At 62.5% G+C, this 16814-nt stretch carries 15 protein-coding genes; 13 read left to right on the top strand and 2 right to left on the bottom strand.

Annotated features, from left to right (window positions below; genetic code table 11):
- Positions 1 to 34 precede the first annotated feature (34 nt).
- Entirely contained in the window at positions 35 to 1390 is a 1356-nt protein-coding gene (locus tag CO655_RS15015; protein WP_097604142.1) for an extracellular solute-binding protein, read from the bottom strand.
- Positions 1391 to 1753: 363 nt separating this feature from the next.
- Entirely contained in the window at positions 1754 to 2959 is a 1206-nt protein-coding gene (locus CO655_RS15010; protein WP_097604141.1) for an ROK family transcriptional regulator, read from the bottom strand.
- Between the two features lie 228 nt (positions 2960 to 3187).
- Here CO655_RS15010 and CO655_RS15005 point away from each other — a divergent pair, with 228 nt between their 5' ends.
- From CO655_RS15005 to CO655_RS14945, 13 genes are all read left to right on the top strand, one after another.
- Entirely contained in the window at positions 3188 to 4426 is a 1239-nt protein-coding gene (locus tag CO655_RS15005) for an extracellular solute-binding protein (protein ID WP_097665311.1), read from the top strand.
- A 74-nt stretch (positions 4427 to 4500) separates the two neighbouring features.
- Positions 4501 to 5385: a sugar ABC transporter permease gene (locus tag CO655_RS15000; RefSeq protein WP_097604139.1), complete on the top strand. Its 885-nt coding sequence runs from the start codon at positions 4501 to 4503 to the stop codon at positions 5383 to 5385.
- Positions 5385 to 6230 (top strand): carbohydrate ABC transporter permease, encoded by an 846-nt coding sequence (locus CO655_RS14995; RefSeq protein WP_097665310.1) that lies wholly within the window; start codon positions 5385 to 5387, stop codon positions 6228 to 6230. The genes CO655_RS15000 and CO655_RS14995 overlap by 1 nt, the downstream gene beginning before the upstream one ends.
- Positions 6227 to 7249, top strand: a complete 1023-nt coding sequence (locus CO655_RS14990; protein ID WP_097665307.1) for an SIS domain-containing protein — start codon at positions 6227 to 6229, stop codon at positions 7247 to 7249. Before CO655_RS14995 ends, CO655_RS14990 begins: the two co-directional genes overlap by 4 nt.
- Complete coding sequence (locus CO655_RS14985) at positions 7250 to 8179, top strand: PfkB family carbohydrate kinase (protein ID WP_097665305.1); 930 nt, start codon at positions 7250 to 7252, stop codon at positions 8177 to 8179.
- Positions 8176 to 9255 carry a sn-glycerol-3-phosphate ABC transporter ATP-binding protein UgpC gene (ugpC, locus tag CO655_RS14980; protein ID WP_097604135.1) on the top strand — a complete coding sequence of 360 codons (1080 nt, stop codon included), beginning with the start codon at positions 8176 to 8178 and terminating at the stop codon, positions 9253 to 9255. Before CO655_RS14985 ends, ugpC begins: the two co-directional genes overlap by 4 nt.
- A 300-nt stretch (positions 9256 to 9555) precedes the next feature.
- The gene (locus CO655_RS14975; RefSeq protein WP_097665303.1) at positions 9556 to 10056 is read left to right on the top strand and encodes an NADH-quinone oxidoreductase subunit J; all 501 of its coding nucleotides are present in this window, start codon (positions 9556 to 9558) and stop codon (positions 10054 to 10056) included.
- The gene (gene nuoK, locus CO655_RS14970) at positions 10056 to 10358 is read left to right on the top strand and encodes an NADH-quinone oxidoreductase subunit NuoK (protein ID WP_010029941.1); all 303 of its coding nucleotides are present in this window, start codon (positions 10056 to 10058) and stop codon (positions 10356 to 10358) included. The genes CO655_RS14975 and nuoK overlap by 1 nt, the downstream gene beginning before the upstream one ends.
- Positions 10359 to 10362: 4 nt before the next feature.
- Complete coding sequence (locus CO655_RS14965) at positions 10363 to 11826, top strand: monovalent cation/H+ antiporter subunit D family protein (RefSeq protein ID WP_097665301.1); 1464 nt, start codon at positions 10363 to 10365, stop codon at positions 11824 to 11826.
- A complete protein-coding gene (locus CO655_RS14960) occupies positions 11823 to 12077 on the top strand; it encodes a hypothetical protein (protein ID WP_097604133.1) in 255 nt (84 codons plus the stop codon). The genes CO655_RS14965 and CO655_RS14960 overlap by 4 nt, the downstream gene beginning before the upstream one ends.
- Positions 12070 to 13830 (top strand): Na(+)/H(+) antiporter subunit D, encoded by a 1761-nt coding sequence (locus CO655_RS14955; protein WP_097665299.1) that lies wholly within the window; start codon positions 12070 to 12072, stop codon positions 13828 to 13830. Before CO655_RS14960 ends, CO655_RS14955 begins: the two co-directional genes overlap by 8 nt.
- An 8-nt stretch (positions 13831 to 13838) precedes the next feature.
- A complete protein-coding gene (locus CO655_RS14950; RefSeq protein ID WP_097665297.1) occupies positions 13839 to 15314 on the top strand; it encodes an NADH-quinone oxidoreductase subunit M in 1476 nt (491 codons plus the stop codon).
- Positions 15311 to 16750, top strand: coding sequence for an NADH-quinone oxidoreductase subunit N (locus CO655_RS14945; protein WP_097665295.1), 1440 nt, complete (start codon positions 15311 to 15313; stop codon positions 16748 to 16750). Before CO655_RS14950 ends, CO655_RS14945 begins: the two co-directional genes overlap by 4 nt.
- The last annotated feature ends 64 nt before the right edge of the window (positions 16751 to 16814 follow it).

The raw sequence follows: 16814 nt of genomic DNA, 5'->3' as shown, positions 1-16814 counted from the left end.
CGCAAGGCGGGCCGGGTGCGGCTCAATCAGGCGATCAGGGGAGCTGAACGTTCTTGTAGGTCTGCTGGAAGCGGCGCAGGAGCTGGTTGCCGCGTTCGGCAGCAGAGTCGAGCGAGGCCTGGACGTCGGCATTGTTGACGAAGATCGCCTGTAGGCCGTTGGCGATCTCGGTGCGGACCTGTAGCAGGCCGCCGAGACGGATGCCCTTGGCGGCTGCGTCGCCAGCCGGGGAAGCGGTCAGGCTCTGAATGGCGAGTTCACGGCCGGAGTAAGGCGCCTTGTCGTAGAAGCCCTGCTTCTTCAGATATTCGAAGCCGGAGTTGCGAACCGGGATGTAGCCGGTAACGGTCGACCAGGTCAGAGCTTCTTCCGGCTTCGCGATGAAATTGAAGAAGGCAGCGGCAGCCTTGTACTCGGCGTCCGAATGACCCTTCAGAACCCAGAGCGAAGCGCCGCCGACATAGGAGCTGTGACGGGTTGCGTCACCATAGGTCGGGAGCATGGCAACGCCCCAGTTCATGCCCTGCTTGGCGGTGCGGCCGACATTGCCGTGGTCGCCGACCGAGGTCAGGATGACCTGGCAATCGCCGGCTGCGAAGGCTTCGACGAAGGTCTGGCCGACGGCCTTGTTCTTGATGACGGCGAGCTTGTTGTCGTACCAGGACTTGAGGTCCTTGATGTAGCTGACGAGAAGCGGGTTCTTGTTGAAGACCAGCTCGGCGTCGAGGCCTTCGAAACCGTTCTTCTTCGTGGCGATCGGCTCGCCGTTGACGGCTTCGAACTGCTCGATGTACTGCCAGACTTCGTTGCTGGAGATGTCGAAGGCGAGCGGGCATGCATAGCCGGCGTCCTTCAGAGCCTTGAAGTCCTCACCGGCTTCCTTCCAGGTCGCCGGAGCGTGGTCCTTGCCGATCTTGGCGAAGGCGTCCTTGTTCCAGTAGAGCAAAGCGGTCGAGGAGTTGAAGGGGAAGGAATACATCTCGCCCTTCGACGTGGCGTAGTAGCCTGATATACCCGAGAAATAATCGTTCCAGTCGACGGTGTAGCCCATGTCGGCCATCAGCTTGTTTGCCGGGTAGTAGGCGCCGGAAAGCATGATGTCGAGCGTGCCGGCGTCGGAAACCTGGGCGATGGTCGGCTGCTTGCCGGCGCGGAAGGCGGCGATGGTGTTCTGCAGGGAAGCGTCGTAGCTGCCCTGGCTGGTGCAGACGACTTCGTAGTCGGCCTGCGACTGGTTGAAGCGATCGCACTGTTCCTGGACACGCTTTGCGATGTCACCGGAATTACCGAACCAGAAGTCAATCTTGGTCTTTTCGGCGGCGGCAGCGGGGCCAGCAAGAAACGCTGTAGCGAGAAGGGCGCCAACGGCGCCGAGAAGCTTGGCTTGCATGAGAACCTCGAACGTAAAAGGGACGCGCACTTTCAGCGCACGCCCTATTAGCTGGTTCAAATTGCCGCGGCCAATGAATATTACATGACATGAAATGACCGAAATCCAGTCGTCACAAAATCGTCACACGGTTGTTGTTCACAACTCCTAGAGGAAATATTTAGATCAGCGCCGAGCGGTCTGCAAATATATTTACAGATGCACGCATCTATATTCAGGAGAGTACAATTTCAAAGAGTATTTAATATTTACTAATATTTTGGAATAGCTCACCTATTCATTGCTCCGTCATATCGAAACTTGCAAAAAACGTCCTCGTTTTGCCGTTGCACTGCTGTGCAACGCCCGGTTTCAGCCCCTAAATTAGAGGGAATCCTTCAAAATTGCTGCAAAATGGGGGTCGAATGCGCGGCTGATCGGTCCGGCGGCAGCACCGAGCGCCACTGACCATGGATCGGCCATGCCGGGCTGCAGGCGCGGCAGCGTCCGGCCGCGCCGTTCGGCGATCGAGGGCAGCAGCGGGCCGATGGCGGCAATCAACCGGTTCACCAGCGCTTCGGGGGCGCTGCCGCAGAGGATCACCGTCTGCGGATCGAAGACCGTTTCGACGAGATGGATGCTCCAGCGCAGGTCCGCCGCCGCCGCTTCGATCCAGGTATCGATGCCTGGATCGCCCCTCGAGGCGAGGTCGTTGATGTGCGCATGCAGATCGGGATCGGCGGGATCGATCGACAGGTGCTGGTAGAGCGAGGCGAGCGAAGCGCGATGTTCGAGCGGCGTTGATTTGCCGTCGGCAAAGAGCAGCGCCATGCCGATCTCGCCGGCATTGCCGTTGGCGCCGCGATAGAGTTCGCCGTTCAGAATGAGGCCGGCGCCGATGCCGTAGCCGACGAACAGGCAAACGGCATGGTCGAGACCATGGGCGGCCCCCACCATACGCTCGGCAGTCGCGGCCGCCGCCGCATCGTTCTGCAGGCCGACATCGAGCCCGGTGCCGGCGGTCAGCGTTTCCAGCAGCGGAAACTTCTGCCAGGCCTCCATCATCCAGGGATCGTCGCCGCTGCCGGCGACGCCGAAGGGTCCGGGCATGGCGGCGCCGAGGCCGACCAGCCGCTTTTCCGATTGCTGGACGATCCCGGCAAGTTCTGCACGCACGCCGGCAACGAGATCGAGGATGACCTTCGTCCCTTCCGACGGGCCTCCGGCCGGGAGGCCGGCCTCATCGCGCACGAGAACATTGCCGACGAGATCGACGGCAACCGCCCGCGTCACATGCCGGTCGATCTGCAGGCCGATCGCGAAGGCGCCCTCGGGAACAAGCCGATAAGGCGTCGAGGGCTGGCCCCTGCCCTTCCGCACCGCCTCCTGCGAACTGACGAGACCGTCGCGCTCCAGCTCCTCGATGATATTGGACACTGTCTGCTTGGTCAGCCGCGTCGCCCGCGCCAGATCGGCGCGCGAGAGCGCACCGTTGATCCTCAAGGCATCGATCATCACACGCCTGTTATGCGCGCTGGTGCCTTCGTGATTGGTGCCGCTCTTGGCCCGGATCGGCCTGACGTCATTCATGTGCAATTGCCTCTTGACTCCAGTAGAATGTTGGCGAAGTAATAAGTCAAGACATTTGACTTAATAAGGGACCGTAGAGTTCCAGGGAACGCAGGAGCCCGCCCAGGGCCTCCAACGACGCTCCGAGATAACGGACCGGCACGGTTTTATGTCACGCGTGCCTTCTCGAAACCGATGGCGGAAAAACCGCCCTCGGCCATGCGTAAATGTCAAAAACTGGAGGCTGCAATGCTGAAATCCTTGAACAAGACGCTTTTGGGTGCGGCCTTGATCGGCGCATCCCTTGCCCCGCATGCTTTCGCCGAGACGACGCTGAACGCGCTGTTCATGGCGCAGGCCGCTTACAGCGAGGCCGATGTGCGCGCCATGACCGACGCTTTCGCCAAGGCGAACCCCGACATCAAGGTCAATCTCGAATTCGTTCCCTATGAGGGGTTGCACGACAAGACCGTGCTGGCGCAAGGTTCCGGTGGCGGTTACGACGTCGTCCTTTTCGACGTCATCTGGCCGGCCGAATACGCCACCAACAAGGTGCTGGTCGACGTCTCCTCCCGCATCACCGACGAGATGAAGAAGGGCGTGCTGCCGGGCGCCTGGACCACCGTGCAGTATGACGGCAAATATTACGGCATGCCCTGGATCCTCGACACCAAATATCTGTTCTACAACAAGGAAATCCTGGAGAAGGCCGGCATCAAGGCGCCGCCGAAGACCTGGGACGAGCTGGCCGAGCAGGCAAAGGCGATCAAGGACAAGGGCCTGCTTGCCACCCCGATCGCCTGGAGCTGGTCGCAGGCCGAAGCGGCAATCTGCGACTACACCACGCTGGTCAGCGCCTATGGCGGCGATTTTCTGAAGGACGGCAAACCTGCCTTCCAGAGCGGTGGCGGCCTTGATGCCCTGAAATATATGGTGGCCAGCTATACGTCAGGCCTGACCAATCCGAACTCCAAGGAGTTCCTGGAAGAGGACGTCCGCAAGGTCTTCCAGAACGGCGATGCCGCCTTCGCGCTCAACTGGACCTACATGTACAACATGGCCAACGATCCGAAGGACAGCAAGGTCGCGGGCAAGGTCGGCGTCGTGCCGGCGCCGGGCGTCGCCGGCAAGAGCGAGGCTTCGGCCGTCAACGGCTCGATGGGCCTCGGCATCACCTCGGCCAGCGAGCATCCCGACGAGGCCTGGAAATACATCACCTTCATGACCTCGCAGGCCACACAGAACGCCTACGCCAAGCTCAGCCTGCCGATCTGGGCCTCCTCCTATGAGGATGCTGGTGTCACCAAGGGCCAGGAAGAGCTGATTTCCGCTGCAAAAATCGGTCTTGCCGCCATGTATCCGCGCCCGACGACGCCGAAATATCAGGAGCTTTCGACGGCGCTGCAGCAGGCGATCCAGGAATCGCTGCTCGGCCAATCCACGCCTGAGGACGCGCTGAAGTCGGCCGCCGAAAACAGCGGCCTCTGAGCCCGGCATGAACCCCGGGCGGCGCCTGCCGTCGCCCGGCCTCCCAAACCTGTGAATGAAGAAGGGTCGCCTCGATGTCGGGCACATGGCTGACAACCCGGGCGTGGCTTTTGATGCTGCCGCTTCTCGTGGTCATGATCTCAGTCATCGGCTGGCCGCTCATCGATACCGTCGGCCTCTCCTTCACCGATGCCAAGCTCGTCGGCACCGGCGGCAATTTCGTCGGCATCGACAATTACGTGAAGATGCTCTCCGGCTCGAGTTTCCAGCGCACGCTCGTCACGACAGCCTGGTTTGCGATCGTCTCGGTCGCCGCCGAAATGGTGATCGGCGTGCTTGCCGCGCTGCTACTGAACCAGCAGTTCCGCGGCCGCACCGCACTGCGCGCCCTGATGATCCTGCCCTGGGCGCTGCCGACCGTGGTCAACGCCACACTCTGGCGGCTGATCTACAATCCGGAATACGGTGCGCTCAACGCCGCGCTGACGCAGCTCGGCCTGCTCGATGCCTATCGCTCCTGGCTCGGCGAGCCCGGCACGGCGCTCGCCTCCCTCATCGTCGCCGACTGCTGGAAGAATTTTCCGCTGGTGGCGCTGATCGCGCTTGCCGCACTCCAAGCCGTGCCGCGCGATATCACCGCCGCCTCCCTCGTTGACGGCGCCGGCCCCTTCGCCCGCTTCCGCTTCGTCATCCTGCCCTATCTCGCCGGCCCACTGATGGTGGCGCTGGTGCTGCGCACGATCGAAGCTTTCAAGGTTTTCGACATCATCTGGGTCATGACCCGCGGCGGCCCGGCCAACAGCACCCGCACGCTGTCGATCCTCGTCTACCAGGAAGCCTTCTCCTTCCAGCGGGCAGGTTCGGGCGCGTCGCTGGCCTTGATCGTCACGCTGCTGGTGACGCTGCTCGCCGTCGGCTACGCCGCCCTTGTGCGCAAGACCGCCGGGAGTGCCGCCTGATGGAACGTCAAAGCCCCCTCTTTTCCGCTTTCATTCATCTCTCAGCGCTGCTGCTTGCCGCCGTCATCCTGGCGCCGATCCTCTGGCTCTTCATCATGAGCATCTCGCCGGCCGCCGATCTTGCGGCAAAGCCGCTGCGCTGGTGGCCGCAGGCGGCGGATTTCTCGCGATACCAGCTCCTCCTGTCGACACTGGAAAACAGCGCCGGCGCCGCCTTCACCGCGTCGCTGCGCAACAGCATCGAGGTGGCCGGCATGGCGACCATCGCCGCAATCGCGCTCGCCATTCCGGCCGGCTGGGCGGTGTCGCGCACGCCTTCGGTCGGCTGGTCGCTATCGATGGTGATCGCCACCTACATGCTGCCGCCGGTGGCGCTCGCCGTACCGCTCTATATGGGTCTCTCCCATCTCGGCATGCTGAACAACGTCTTCGGCCTCGCCCTCGTTTATCTCACCATCCTGGCGCCCTTCACCACCTGGCTGATGAAATCGGGCTTCGATTCCATCCCGCGCGAGATCGAATCCGCCGCGATGATCGACGGTGCCGGCCTGTTCCAGACGCTGAGGATCATCACGCTGCCGCTCGCAGCCCCCGTAGTCGCGACATCGAGCCTCTTCGCATTCCTGCTGGCCTGGGATGAATTCTTCTATGCGCTGCTCTTCACCTCGGACCAGCGCGCCAAGACGCTGACCGTCGCCATTGCCGATCTCGCGGGCGGGCGCGTTTCCGATTACGGACTGATCGCCACGGCAGGCGTGCTCGCCGCCCTGCCCCCGGTGCTGATCGGTCTCGTCATGCAACGCGCCCTGATTTCAGGGCTCACCAGCGGCGGCGTCAAGGGATGAACATGACAACAGAAAGAAACCGGCCCGCCGGACTTGCGGCGATCGACCGCGAAATGGCGCGCCAGCACGCCGATGCGCTCGTCTCTTATGAAGCCGCTGCACCGATGGCGGCAAGAGCCGCCGCCTCGCTTGAGAAAACCGGCAGGCTGCTTTTGATCGGCATGGGCGGCTCGCATGCGGTCAACCGCGCCGTCGAGCCGCTCTACCGTGCGCTCGGCGTCGATGCCGTCGCTTTGCCGCTCTCCGAACAGCTCGGCCAGCCGCTGCCGATCGCCGGCAGGACAATCTTCGTCACCTCACAATCCGGCGAAAGCGCCGAAGTCCTGCGCTGGTTCGACGAGACCGGCGGCACGGAGGAAACCTTCGGCCTGACACTTGAAGGCAGCTCTTTCCTTGCCAAAACCGCCCCGCCGCTGGTCGGCAGCGGCGGCACAGAGCTTGCCTTTGCCGCAACCCGCAGCCTGACAGTGACCTTCGCCCTGCATCTCGCGATCTTGGCTGCCCTCGGCGAGGATCCCGCGGCCGCACTTGCCGTCCTCAAGGCGCCCGAAGACCATGACATCTCAGCGGCACTCTCCGCCCTGGAAAACGTCGTGACCGTCGTTACCTCGGGCCGCCGCCTGCAAGGTGTCGCCGAGGCATTAGCCCTCGGGCTGACGGAGCTTTCGCGCCGCCCCTGCTTCTCGCTCGAAGGCGGCCAGCTGCGCCATGGCCCGATGGAGATGCTGGGGCCGGAGATCGGCGTCGTGCTGTTCCGCGGCCTCGACGAGACGGCCGGCCTCGTCACCGCCATGGCGGTGTCCGCCGTCGAGACCGGCGCGCCTGTCATCCTGTTCGACGCCTCGAGCGAAGCCCCCGTCACCGGGGCGGCGACGATCCGTTTTGCACCGGCGACGGGCCTTGCCGCGATCTTCGCCATGCTGCCGGTTGCCCAACGGCTAATGATCGCCTTTGCCGAAACCCGCGTGGACAATGCCGGAACGCCGGTCCGTTCCACCAAGATTACCCGGAGTGAATGAATGCGGCCGCTTGCAGTCATCGGCAACGTCAATGTCGATCTCATCCTCGGACCGGCCGCCCCCTGGCCGAAGGCCGGCACGGAAATCATCGTCGATCATGACGAGCTGAGGGTCGGTGGATCGGCAGGCAACACCGCGCTCGCCTGGCAGGCGCTCGGCATCGAATTCGAGATCGCCGCCAATATCGGCAGCGACCAGTTCGGCCGCTGGCTGGCGGAAGCCTTCGGCCGGCGTTCCGAGAAGTGGCCGGTGCGCCCCGAGAAGACCACGCTTTCCGTCGGCATCACCCATCCGGACGGCGAGCGTACTTTCTTCACGACGACCGGCCACCTGCCGCGCTTCAGCCTCGCCGACGTCTTCGCCGTCATCGACGGCGAAAGACTGCGCGGCGGTTACGCGCTTCTCTGCGGCGGCTTTCTGACCGACGACCTGGCGAGCGAATATGACGCTTTCTTCGACTGGGCCGACAGCCACGACATCATCGTCGCACTCGATACCGGCTGGCCGCTGGACGGCTGGACGCAAGAAAATTGCGCCGCCGCCCGCGCCTGGCTTTCGCGCAGCGGCATTGCGCTGCTGAACGAGGTCGAGACGACGACGCTTGCCGGCATCGCCGATCCTATCGAAGCCGCCCGTGAGATCAGGGCGCATATGCCGGGGGGCGCTATCGTCGTCGTCAAGCGCGGCCCGGACGGCGCCATCGCCATCGGGCCGGACGGCCTGCCGGCGTCGGTGCCTGCACCCGTCGTCAAGGTCGTCGATACGATCGGCGCCGGCGATGTCTTCAACGCCGGCTTCCTGGCAGCATTGGCGGATAGCAAGCCGCTGGCTTCTTGCCTGGCGGCTGGGACACAAGTCGCCTCGCGCGCCATTTCCACCCTTCCCCGCAGCTATGGTGAGCCATCGTCTCCTCAGGAGGCCGTGTCATGAGCGCGCTCGACATCGAAAACATCCGCAAGACCTATGGCGAGGTGGAGACGCTGAAAGGCATCGACATTTCGCTGGAGAGCGGCGAGTTCCTCGTGCTGCTCGGCTCCTCCGGCTGCGGCAAGTCCACCCTGCTCAACATCATTGCCGGCCTTGCCGAGGCGACGAGCGGCGACGTCAGGATCGGCAGGCGTTCGGTGCTTGGCGTGCACCCGAAAGACCGCGACATCGCCATGGTCTTTCAATCCTACGCGCTCTATCCCAATCTGACGGTGCACCGGAACATCGGCTTCGGCTTGGAAATGCGGAAGGTCCCGGCGCCCGAGCGCGACAAGGCCGTGCGCGATGCCGCCAAGCTCCTGCAGATCGAAAACCTCCTCGACCGCAAACCGAGCCAGCTCTCCGGCGGTCAGCGCCAGCGCGTGGCGATCGGCCGCGCGCTGGTGCGCAAGCCCGAGGTCTTCCTGTTCGACGAACCGCTCTCCAATCTCGACGCCAAGCTGCGCATGGAGATGCGCACCGAGATCAAGCGGCTGCATCAGATGCTGAAGACCACGGTGGTCTATGTCACCCATGACCAGATCGAGGCGATGACGCTGGCAAGCCGCATCGCCGTCATGCGCGACGGCCGCATCGAGCAGCTGGGCACACCTGAGGAAATCTACAATCATCCGGCAACGCTCTATGTCGCCACCTTCGTCGGCGCGCCGCCGATGAACCTGCTGAAAGCGACAGTGCGCGATGGCCGGCTAGCGATTGCAGGTTCCGATGCCAGCCTGCCCCTGCCGACCCGCTTCGCCGAAGCCGCCGTCAATGGCCGCGAACTCATCCTCGGCATCCGCCCCGAGGCCCTTCGCACGGACGGCCCCGGCCCGTCGCTCGAGGCAAGCCTGGAGGTCGCCGAGCTGACCGGCCCGGAACTCGTCGTCACCGCCCTTGCCGGAAATCAGCGGCTGATGGCCTGTTTGCCGCCGCGCACGCCGATCCGGGACAACGAAACGCTCACCCTCTTCTTCGACGAGGAGGCGATGCATCTCTTCGATCCGCAAACCGGTCTCAGCTGTTTTCGCGAGGGATAAGGACGATGCGTCCTTCCTCGAGAAAATGAAGTCTTTGTGCCAGAGACCCGCACTGCGGACTATTTCTTGGTTGCGGGGGCGTGAAACCACGGAGACTTGTAATTTCGGGCGAGTAACCGGTGTTATTGGAAGTAGTTTCTCACTACACCGTAACCAAACTCGGTACCGACAGGCTCGACAATAACCTTGTGAAAAATCCGATACTAAGGCACAATTTGCGAACGCATCTGAAGTTGCGGCGCGATCTCAGAGCCGGCTATCTCGCGCCGAGTGACAGTTCGCGTCGGAGGGTCGGCGTCGATGGATCAGGGGTTCTTTCTTCTGTTCGCTGCGGTGTCCGTGATCACCGCCCTGACGGTGGTCCTGGCGCGGAATCCGGTTCACAGCGCATTGGCGTTGATGGCGTGTTTCCTCAATATCTCGGCCATCTTCGTCTTGCTCGAGGCGCCGTTCCTCGCGGTCATCCAGATCTTTGTCTATGTCGGCGCGATCATGGTCCTGTTCCTGTTCGTGATCATGATGATCGATGTGCGCGAAGCGGTGTTGCAGCGGTTCTTGCCGGGCGGCAACCTGTCGGCTCTGGTGCTGGTCGCCCTGCTTGGGGTCGAGATGCTTGTGCTGGTGCTCTGGAGTAACCGCTTTTCGGTCATCGAACCTGTCGCCATGCGCGGCGGCGATCAGATCAGGCAGCTCAGCACGACACTTTTCGCCGACTATCTCCTGCCGTTTGAAATCGCCTCCGTGATCCTTTTGGCGGCCCTGATCGGCGCCATTGTGCTGGCGCGAAAGGAGCAGGAGTGATGGTTCCGCTCTGGTGGTATATTGTGCTTGGAGTGGTCCTGTTCGTGATCGGAGCAGCGGGCGTACTGATCAGGCGCAATATTCTCGTGGTGCTCATGTCGCTGGAGCTTTTGCTCAACTCGGTCAACATCAACTTCATCGCTTTCGGGCATTACTACGACGATTTCCGCGGGCAGATCTTCGCGATCTTCGTCATCGCAATCACCGCGGCGGAGGTTGCCGTCGCCCTCGGTATCCTGGTCGCCCTCGTGAGGAACAAGTCCACCCTCAAGGTCGACGACGTGACCATGATGAAAGGATAGCGGTTTGGACCCGGTGATATCGATCCGGCCGCTGCTTGCCGTTGCCGTCGCAGGTCTGGCGGCCGTTGCGATTCTCCTTCTGAACAACCGCGAGAAACTCCGCGATGTCGTCTCGCCGGTGGCCGCGATCGCCATGTTCGCGATTGTCGCCTCGATGGCGCCCACCGTGCTGGCGGGCGGGACGATCGATTTGCGCCTGTTCGAGATCCTGCCGGGGATTGACTTCGCTTTCCGGGTCGATGCGCTCGGCATGGTGTTTGCCACCGTCTCGTCGCTGCTGTGGATCATGGCTGCGATCTATTCCATCGGCTACATGCGGCACTTGAACGAGCACGCGCAGACCCGGTTCTTCGCCTGCTTCGCCAGCAGTCTGGCGGCCGCGGCCGGGGGTGCCTTCGCCGCCAATCTGTTTACGCTGGTGATCTTCTACGAGGTGCTCAGTCTCGTTACCTATCCCCTCGTCTACCACCACGAGGACGAGCAAGGATGGACGGGCAGCCGCAAGTACCTCGTCTATCTGATGGGCGCGTCGAAAAGCGTGCTGCTCGCCGCGCTGGCGCTGACCTACCACATTGCGGGGTCGCTCGACTTTGTGACGGGCGGGCTGCTGGCGGGAGCTGATGCCTCCGCGCTGCTGCTGACGGTCGTTTATTTCTGCTATCTCTTTGGCTTCGCCAAGGCCGCGGTGATGCCGATGCACGCCTGGCTGCCTGCCGCGATGGTGGCTCCGACACCGGTCAGCGCGCTCCTGCATGCGGTGGCCGTGGTCAAGATGGGCGTGTTCTGCGTGCTGCGAGTGGTCTTCCATGTCTTCGGCGTCGAGCTGGTGGGGAAGCTGGGCCTCGGCATCGCCACGGCCTATCTGGTTTCGTTCACGATCCTCATAGCGTCGGTCTACGCCCTCACGCGGGACGACCTGAAGGCGAGGCTCGCCTATTCGACCGTCAGCCAACTCTCCTACATCGTGCTGGGCGCGGTTCTGTTGTCGCCGGTTGCGATGGTCGGCGGGATCGTTCACATCGCAGCGCATGCGTTCTCCAAGATCACGCTCTTTTTCTGCGCAGGTTCAATCTATTGCGCATCTGGCAAGCGCAACATCAGCGATATGGCTGGGATCGGCCGCAGGCTGCCCTGGACGATGGGGGCGTTCTTCGTCGGCTCGCTCGGCATGATCGGCGTGCCGCTGACCGCGGGCTTCGTCAGCAAGTGGTATCTGGCACGGGGTTCGGTGGAGGCGGGGGAGATCCCATTCCTGATCGTGCTCCTCATAAGTTCGGTCCTGAACGCCGCCTATTTCCTGCCAATCAGCTATCTCGCCTTTTTCGGGACGGAGGCACAGGAGAGCCCCGCGACGGTTCGGGAAATTCCGATGGTCACGATCCCGCTGGTCGCGACCGCCATCCTGTCGGTGCTGATGGGCATCTTCCCCGGCTATTTCCTCACCTTGGCGGACGGAGTGGTCAGATGATCAAGCGCGTGGTCGATTTCTTTGGTGCCGAAGAATATGCGCAGCAGCGGCGCCGGCTGTTCTATCTGGCGCTCGTTCTTATCGTCATCGCCGACTTTCTAGTTCCCCGCGAACACGCCGAATACCTGTGGGACCGCCTGCCGGGCTGGTCGGCCGTCTACGGCTTCGGCTCCTGCGTGCTGCTCATCTTCGTTTCCAAGTTTCTCGGCCATCGGGCTGGGCTGATGCGGCGCGAGGATTACTATGACTGACTTCATCCATCCGGCCCTGCTCTTCATTCTCGGCGCTCTGCCGATCCCATTCCTCGGAGGATCGATCCGCAAGGCTTATCTGCTGCTGATCCCGGTGTTGGCGATCCTCGCCGTGGTTACGATGCAGCCGGACAACTACGGCGCCGCGTCGTTCGTCGGGCAGCAAATCCAGATCGCGAAGGTCGACAAGCTGAGCAGGGTCTTTGCCACGGTGTTCACCATCATGGCTCTGATCGGAACGGTCTACGCGCTGCACTTGCCTCGCCCCGGCCAGCACGTCGCTGCGTTCGTCTACGTCGGGAGCGCGCTCGGCGTGGTATTCGCCGGCGACTACCTGACGCTGTACCTGTTCTGGGAAGGCATGGCGTTTGCCTCTGCCTATCTCGTCTTCGCACAGGGCGGCCGGCAAGCGATCAGCGCCGGGTTCCGGTATCTCATGGTCCATATCACCGGCGGCGTCGTCCTGCTAGGCGGCATCATTCTCTACGGGCTTTCAACAGGCTCGCTACTCCTAGGCCCGATCGAGGGGGGGATGGGCGCCGGCGCCTACCTGATCCTTGCCGGGTTCCTTCTGAACGCCGCCGTGCCGCCGCTCAACGCCTGGCTGACCGACGCTTACCCTGAGGCAACCGTCACCGGGGCGGTATTCATGAGCGCCTTCACCACCAAGACCGCCGTTTATGTGCTGGCGCGCGCGTTTCCGGGAACCGAGCTTCTCGTTTGGCTCGGCATCGCGATGGCGCTTTACGGCGTCATCTATGCAGTACTGGAGAACGACTGCCGACGCCTGTTGGCCTATCACATCGTCAGCCAGGTGGGTTATATGGTGGCGGGCGTCGGTATCGGGACCGAGATGGCTGTCAACGGCGCCACCAGCCATGCCTTCGCGCATATCCTCTACAAGGCGCTTCTGTTTATGGGTGCCGGGGCGGTGATCTACGTCACCGGCCGTCGCAAGCTCACCGAGCTTGGCGGGCTCTACAAGACCATGCCACTGACCGTGGCGCTCTACATGGTCGGCGCCTTCGCGATCTCGGCATTTCCCTTCTTCTCGGGCTTCGTCACCAAATCGATGGTGATCGCCGCTGCCGGACAGGATCATCGGGCGTTGGTGGTGCTGGCGCTGACAATGGCATCGTCGGGGACCTTCCTGCACACGGGCTTGAAGCTGCCGTATTACATGTTTTTCGGCACCGACCGGAAACTGGAGGCGCGGGAGCCGCCGCGCAACATGCTGGTCGCCATGGGAATGGCGGCGGTGCTTTGCATTGCGATCGGAGTGTTCCCGCAGCCGCTTTATGCGCTTCTGCCCTATCCGGTCGACTTCGAACCTTACACTGGCCTCCATGTCACGGAGAGCCTCGGCGTGCTGATGTTCACTGCCTTCGGGTTCGTGCTGTTCCTGCGGGCGCTCGACCCAGAAAAGACCATCAGCATCGACACCGACTGGTTCTATCGCAAGGGCGCGCGGGTCTTCATGTGGCTCGCCGAACGACCGCTGGCGCGATACGAGAAGGCGGTGAGCGATGTGTCCGAAACCGCGGCGCTGCCCCTGTTGTATGGGGCGGCACGGGCGGGATTGCGGATCGATCTGACCGGGGTGGACGCTGTCGTGAACGGCGTTGCCCGCTCGATCCTGCGCGGCGGCGGGCGGCTCCGGCAACTCCAGACCGGCGTCGTGACCCATTACGTGCTGGCGATGATCGTCGGTGTGATCGCGGCCACCGCCATCTTCGCCGTGGCGTGGCGGTAGGGGGTCCCATGGGGTTACCGCTGCTCAGCCTCATCGTATTCACACCCGCCGCCGGGGCAGCGGTTCTGATGTTTCTGCGCAGCGACGCTGCGGTGCGGTGGATGGCGCTGGCAGTCACCGTCCTCGACCTCGCTCTCTGCATCGCCATGTTGGTCGGTTTTGACACCACGACCCACGCGATGCAGTTCACCGAGACGCGCCCGTGGGTTCCTGCGCTCGGGATCACCTATACGCTTGGCGTCGACGGAATCAGTGCGCTCTTCGTTTTCCTGACCGCGCTGCTGGGCTCGACCTGCGTGCTCGCCTCGTGGGTCGCGATCGACCGCAAGGTGAAGGAATTCATGGTCAGTCTGCTGGCCATGGAGGCGCTGATGCTCGGGGTTTTCTGCGCACTCGACCTGTTCTTGTTTTACGTCTTCTGGGAGGCGATGCTGATCCCGATGTACCTGATCATCGGCGTCTGGGGCGGCGACGGCCGGGTCTATGCGGCTTTCAAGTTCTTCCTTTACACGCTGGCAGGCAGCGTCCTGTTCCTCGTCGGCGTCATCGTGCTCTATTTCAACGGTGGTGAGACCTTCAATATTCTCGCTCTGACAGCACAGGATTTGCCGTTCCGGGTCCAGTCGTGGCTGTTCTTCGCTTTCCTGGTCGCCTTCGCGGTCAAGGTGCCGATGGTCCCGGTCCACACCTGGCTGCCGGACGCCCATGTGCAGGCGCCGACAGCGGGCAGCATCATCCTCGCCGGCGTGCTGCTGAAGATGGGCGCCTACGGCTTCCTGCGATTCTCGCTGCCGATGCTGCCGGAGGCGTCGGTGTATTATTCAACCCTGATGCTTTCGCTTTCGGCACTTGCGATCGTCTATGGCGGGTTGCTCGCGCTGGCACAGGACGACCTCAAGAAGCTGGTGGCCTATTCCAGCATCAGCCACATGGGCTTCGTGACGATGGGGATTTTCGCGCTGAACCTCCGCGGGCTCGAGGGCGGCATCCTGCAAATGTTCAATCATGGCGTGACGACGGGCGCGTTGTTCCTGTTCGTCGGCCTGATCTACGAGCGGACCCACACCCGCAGCATCGCCGATTATGGCGGGCTGATGAAGACAGCACCCGTCTACACCGCGTTTCTTGCCTTGTTCATCCTGTCGTCGATGGCGCTGCCGGGAACGAATTCGTTCGTGGGCGAGTTGCTCGTGCTGTCTGGCGGATTTGCGGCCAACCTGGCCGTCGGCGCGGCCGCCGTTCTGGGCGCATTGCTGGGCGCGGCCTATCTGCTTGGCATGTATGGGAAAGTCGCGCTTGGCCCGGCGAGCCTCAGCGCCCGGTTCAAGATACGTGACGTAAACGGCCGCGAGATCGCTGCAATCCTGCCGCTGACCATCTTCGTACTCTGGGTCGGGCTCTATCCAAAACCTTTTCTCAACATCATCGATGCCTCGGCGAAACATCTGCTGGCGCAGGTGCACGGTGGGGAGAGCGGCCAATGACCGCCGCTGCGCTTCTCCAGTCGGCCCTTGCGAGCCTGCCCGAGATCGTGGTGATCACGGGGGCCTGCATCCTGCTGATCCTGGGACAGTTTGTGCAAAAGAGACAGGAACATTTCCTTGTCTGGGCTTCTGTTGCCATCGTGCTGATTGCCGCCTTGGCGACACTCATGCTGGCGGGCGAGGTGCGGCCGGCCTACACGGGCATGTTCGTCGCCGACCGCTTCGCGGTCTTCTTTAAGTTCGTGTTCTATTTAGCCACCGTTCTGACATTCCTCCTCTCGCGAAAATATGCCGATATCGAAGGGATCGGCAGCAGCGAATACTATGTCCTGCTGCTCTTTGCGCTTTCGGGAATGATGATCATGGCTTCGGCCACCGATCTCATGTCGATCTATGTGGGCCTCGAACTGATGGTGCTCTGTACCTATGTGCTGACCGGTTTCCTGCGGCAAGAGCGGCGGTCGAACGAAGCGGCGCTGAAATATGTGATCCTTGGCGCGGTCTCGACCGGGATTTTCCTTTACGGCGTTTCGCTGGTCTACGGGCTGACCGGCACGACGCAACTGGACGCCATGGCTGCAGCGGTGACCGGAGATCCGCTCGATCCCGGATTGCTGCTAGCGGTAGTCTTCATCGTCGCGGGGCTGGTCTTCAAGGTCGGCGCGGTGCCGTTCCATATGTGGGTTCCGGATGTTTACGAAGGCGCGCCGACGACGATCACCGCCTTCATGTCGGTCGGCCCCAAGGCGGCAGGGTTCGCGGTCATCCTGCGGGTGTTCCTCAACCCTCTGGTCGCAGCCTCGGACGTCTGGATCATCGTCGCCGTCATTGCGGTGGTGACGATGGCGCTCGGCAGCTTCGTGGCGCTGGTCCAGGATAATTTCAAGCGCCTCCTGGCCTATTCCAGCATCGCCCATGCCGGCTTCGCCATTTTCGGCGTGGCCGCTGGCGGCGCCGATGGGATCGCCAGCGTGATGCTCTATCTGCTGATCTACGCGTTCATGAATCTCGGCATTTTCGGCATCGTCATCATGATGCGGAACGGCGATTTCTCGGGCGAGGTCATCGACGACTATGCGGGTTTCGCCAAGTCACATCCGGGGCTGGCGCTTTTGATGCTGCTCTATCTCTTCTCGCTGGCCGGCATTCCGCCGACGGCCGGGTTCTTCGCCAAGTTTTACGTGCTGGTCGCCCTCGTCGAGCGTGGTTTCGTCATGCTGGCGGTTATCGCAGTACTGCTCAGCGCCGTCGCCGCCTATTTCTACATCCGCATCGTGATGGTGATCTACATGCGCGAGCCGAAGAGGGCGTTCGCCCCGGCGCTGACGCCTCTGGTGGGCGCGACACTCGCCGTCACCGCTGCCGGCACCATCGGCATCGGCCTATTTCCGTCGTGGTTTCTAAAGCTTGCCCAAGATTCGGTCTTTGGCGGGTGAGCGATTGGATTTGCAATGATCACACCGACGGAATAAACTTGAAGGCAGAGGAAGGATTGCCCAA

The organism is Rhizobium sp. M1, assembly GCF_002531805.1.
Classification (GTDB): Bacteria; Pseudomonadota; Alphaproteobacteria; order Rhizobiales; family Rhizobiaceae; genus Rhizobium; species Rhizobium etli_C.
The sequence above is the reverse complement of the archived record's forward strand: the minus strand, read 5'-3'. Positions and strand labels throughout refer to the sequence as shown.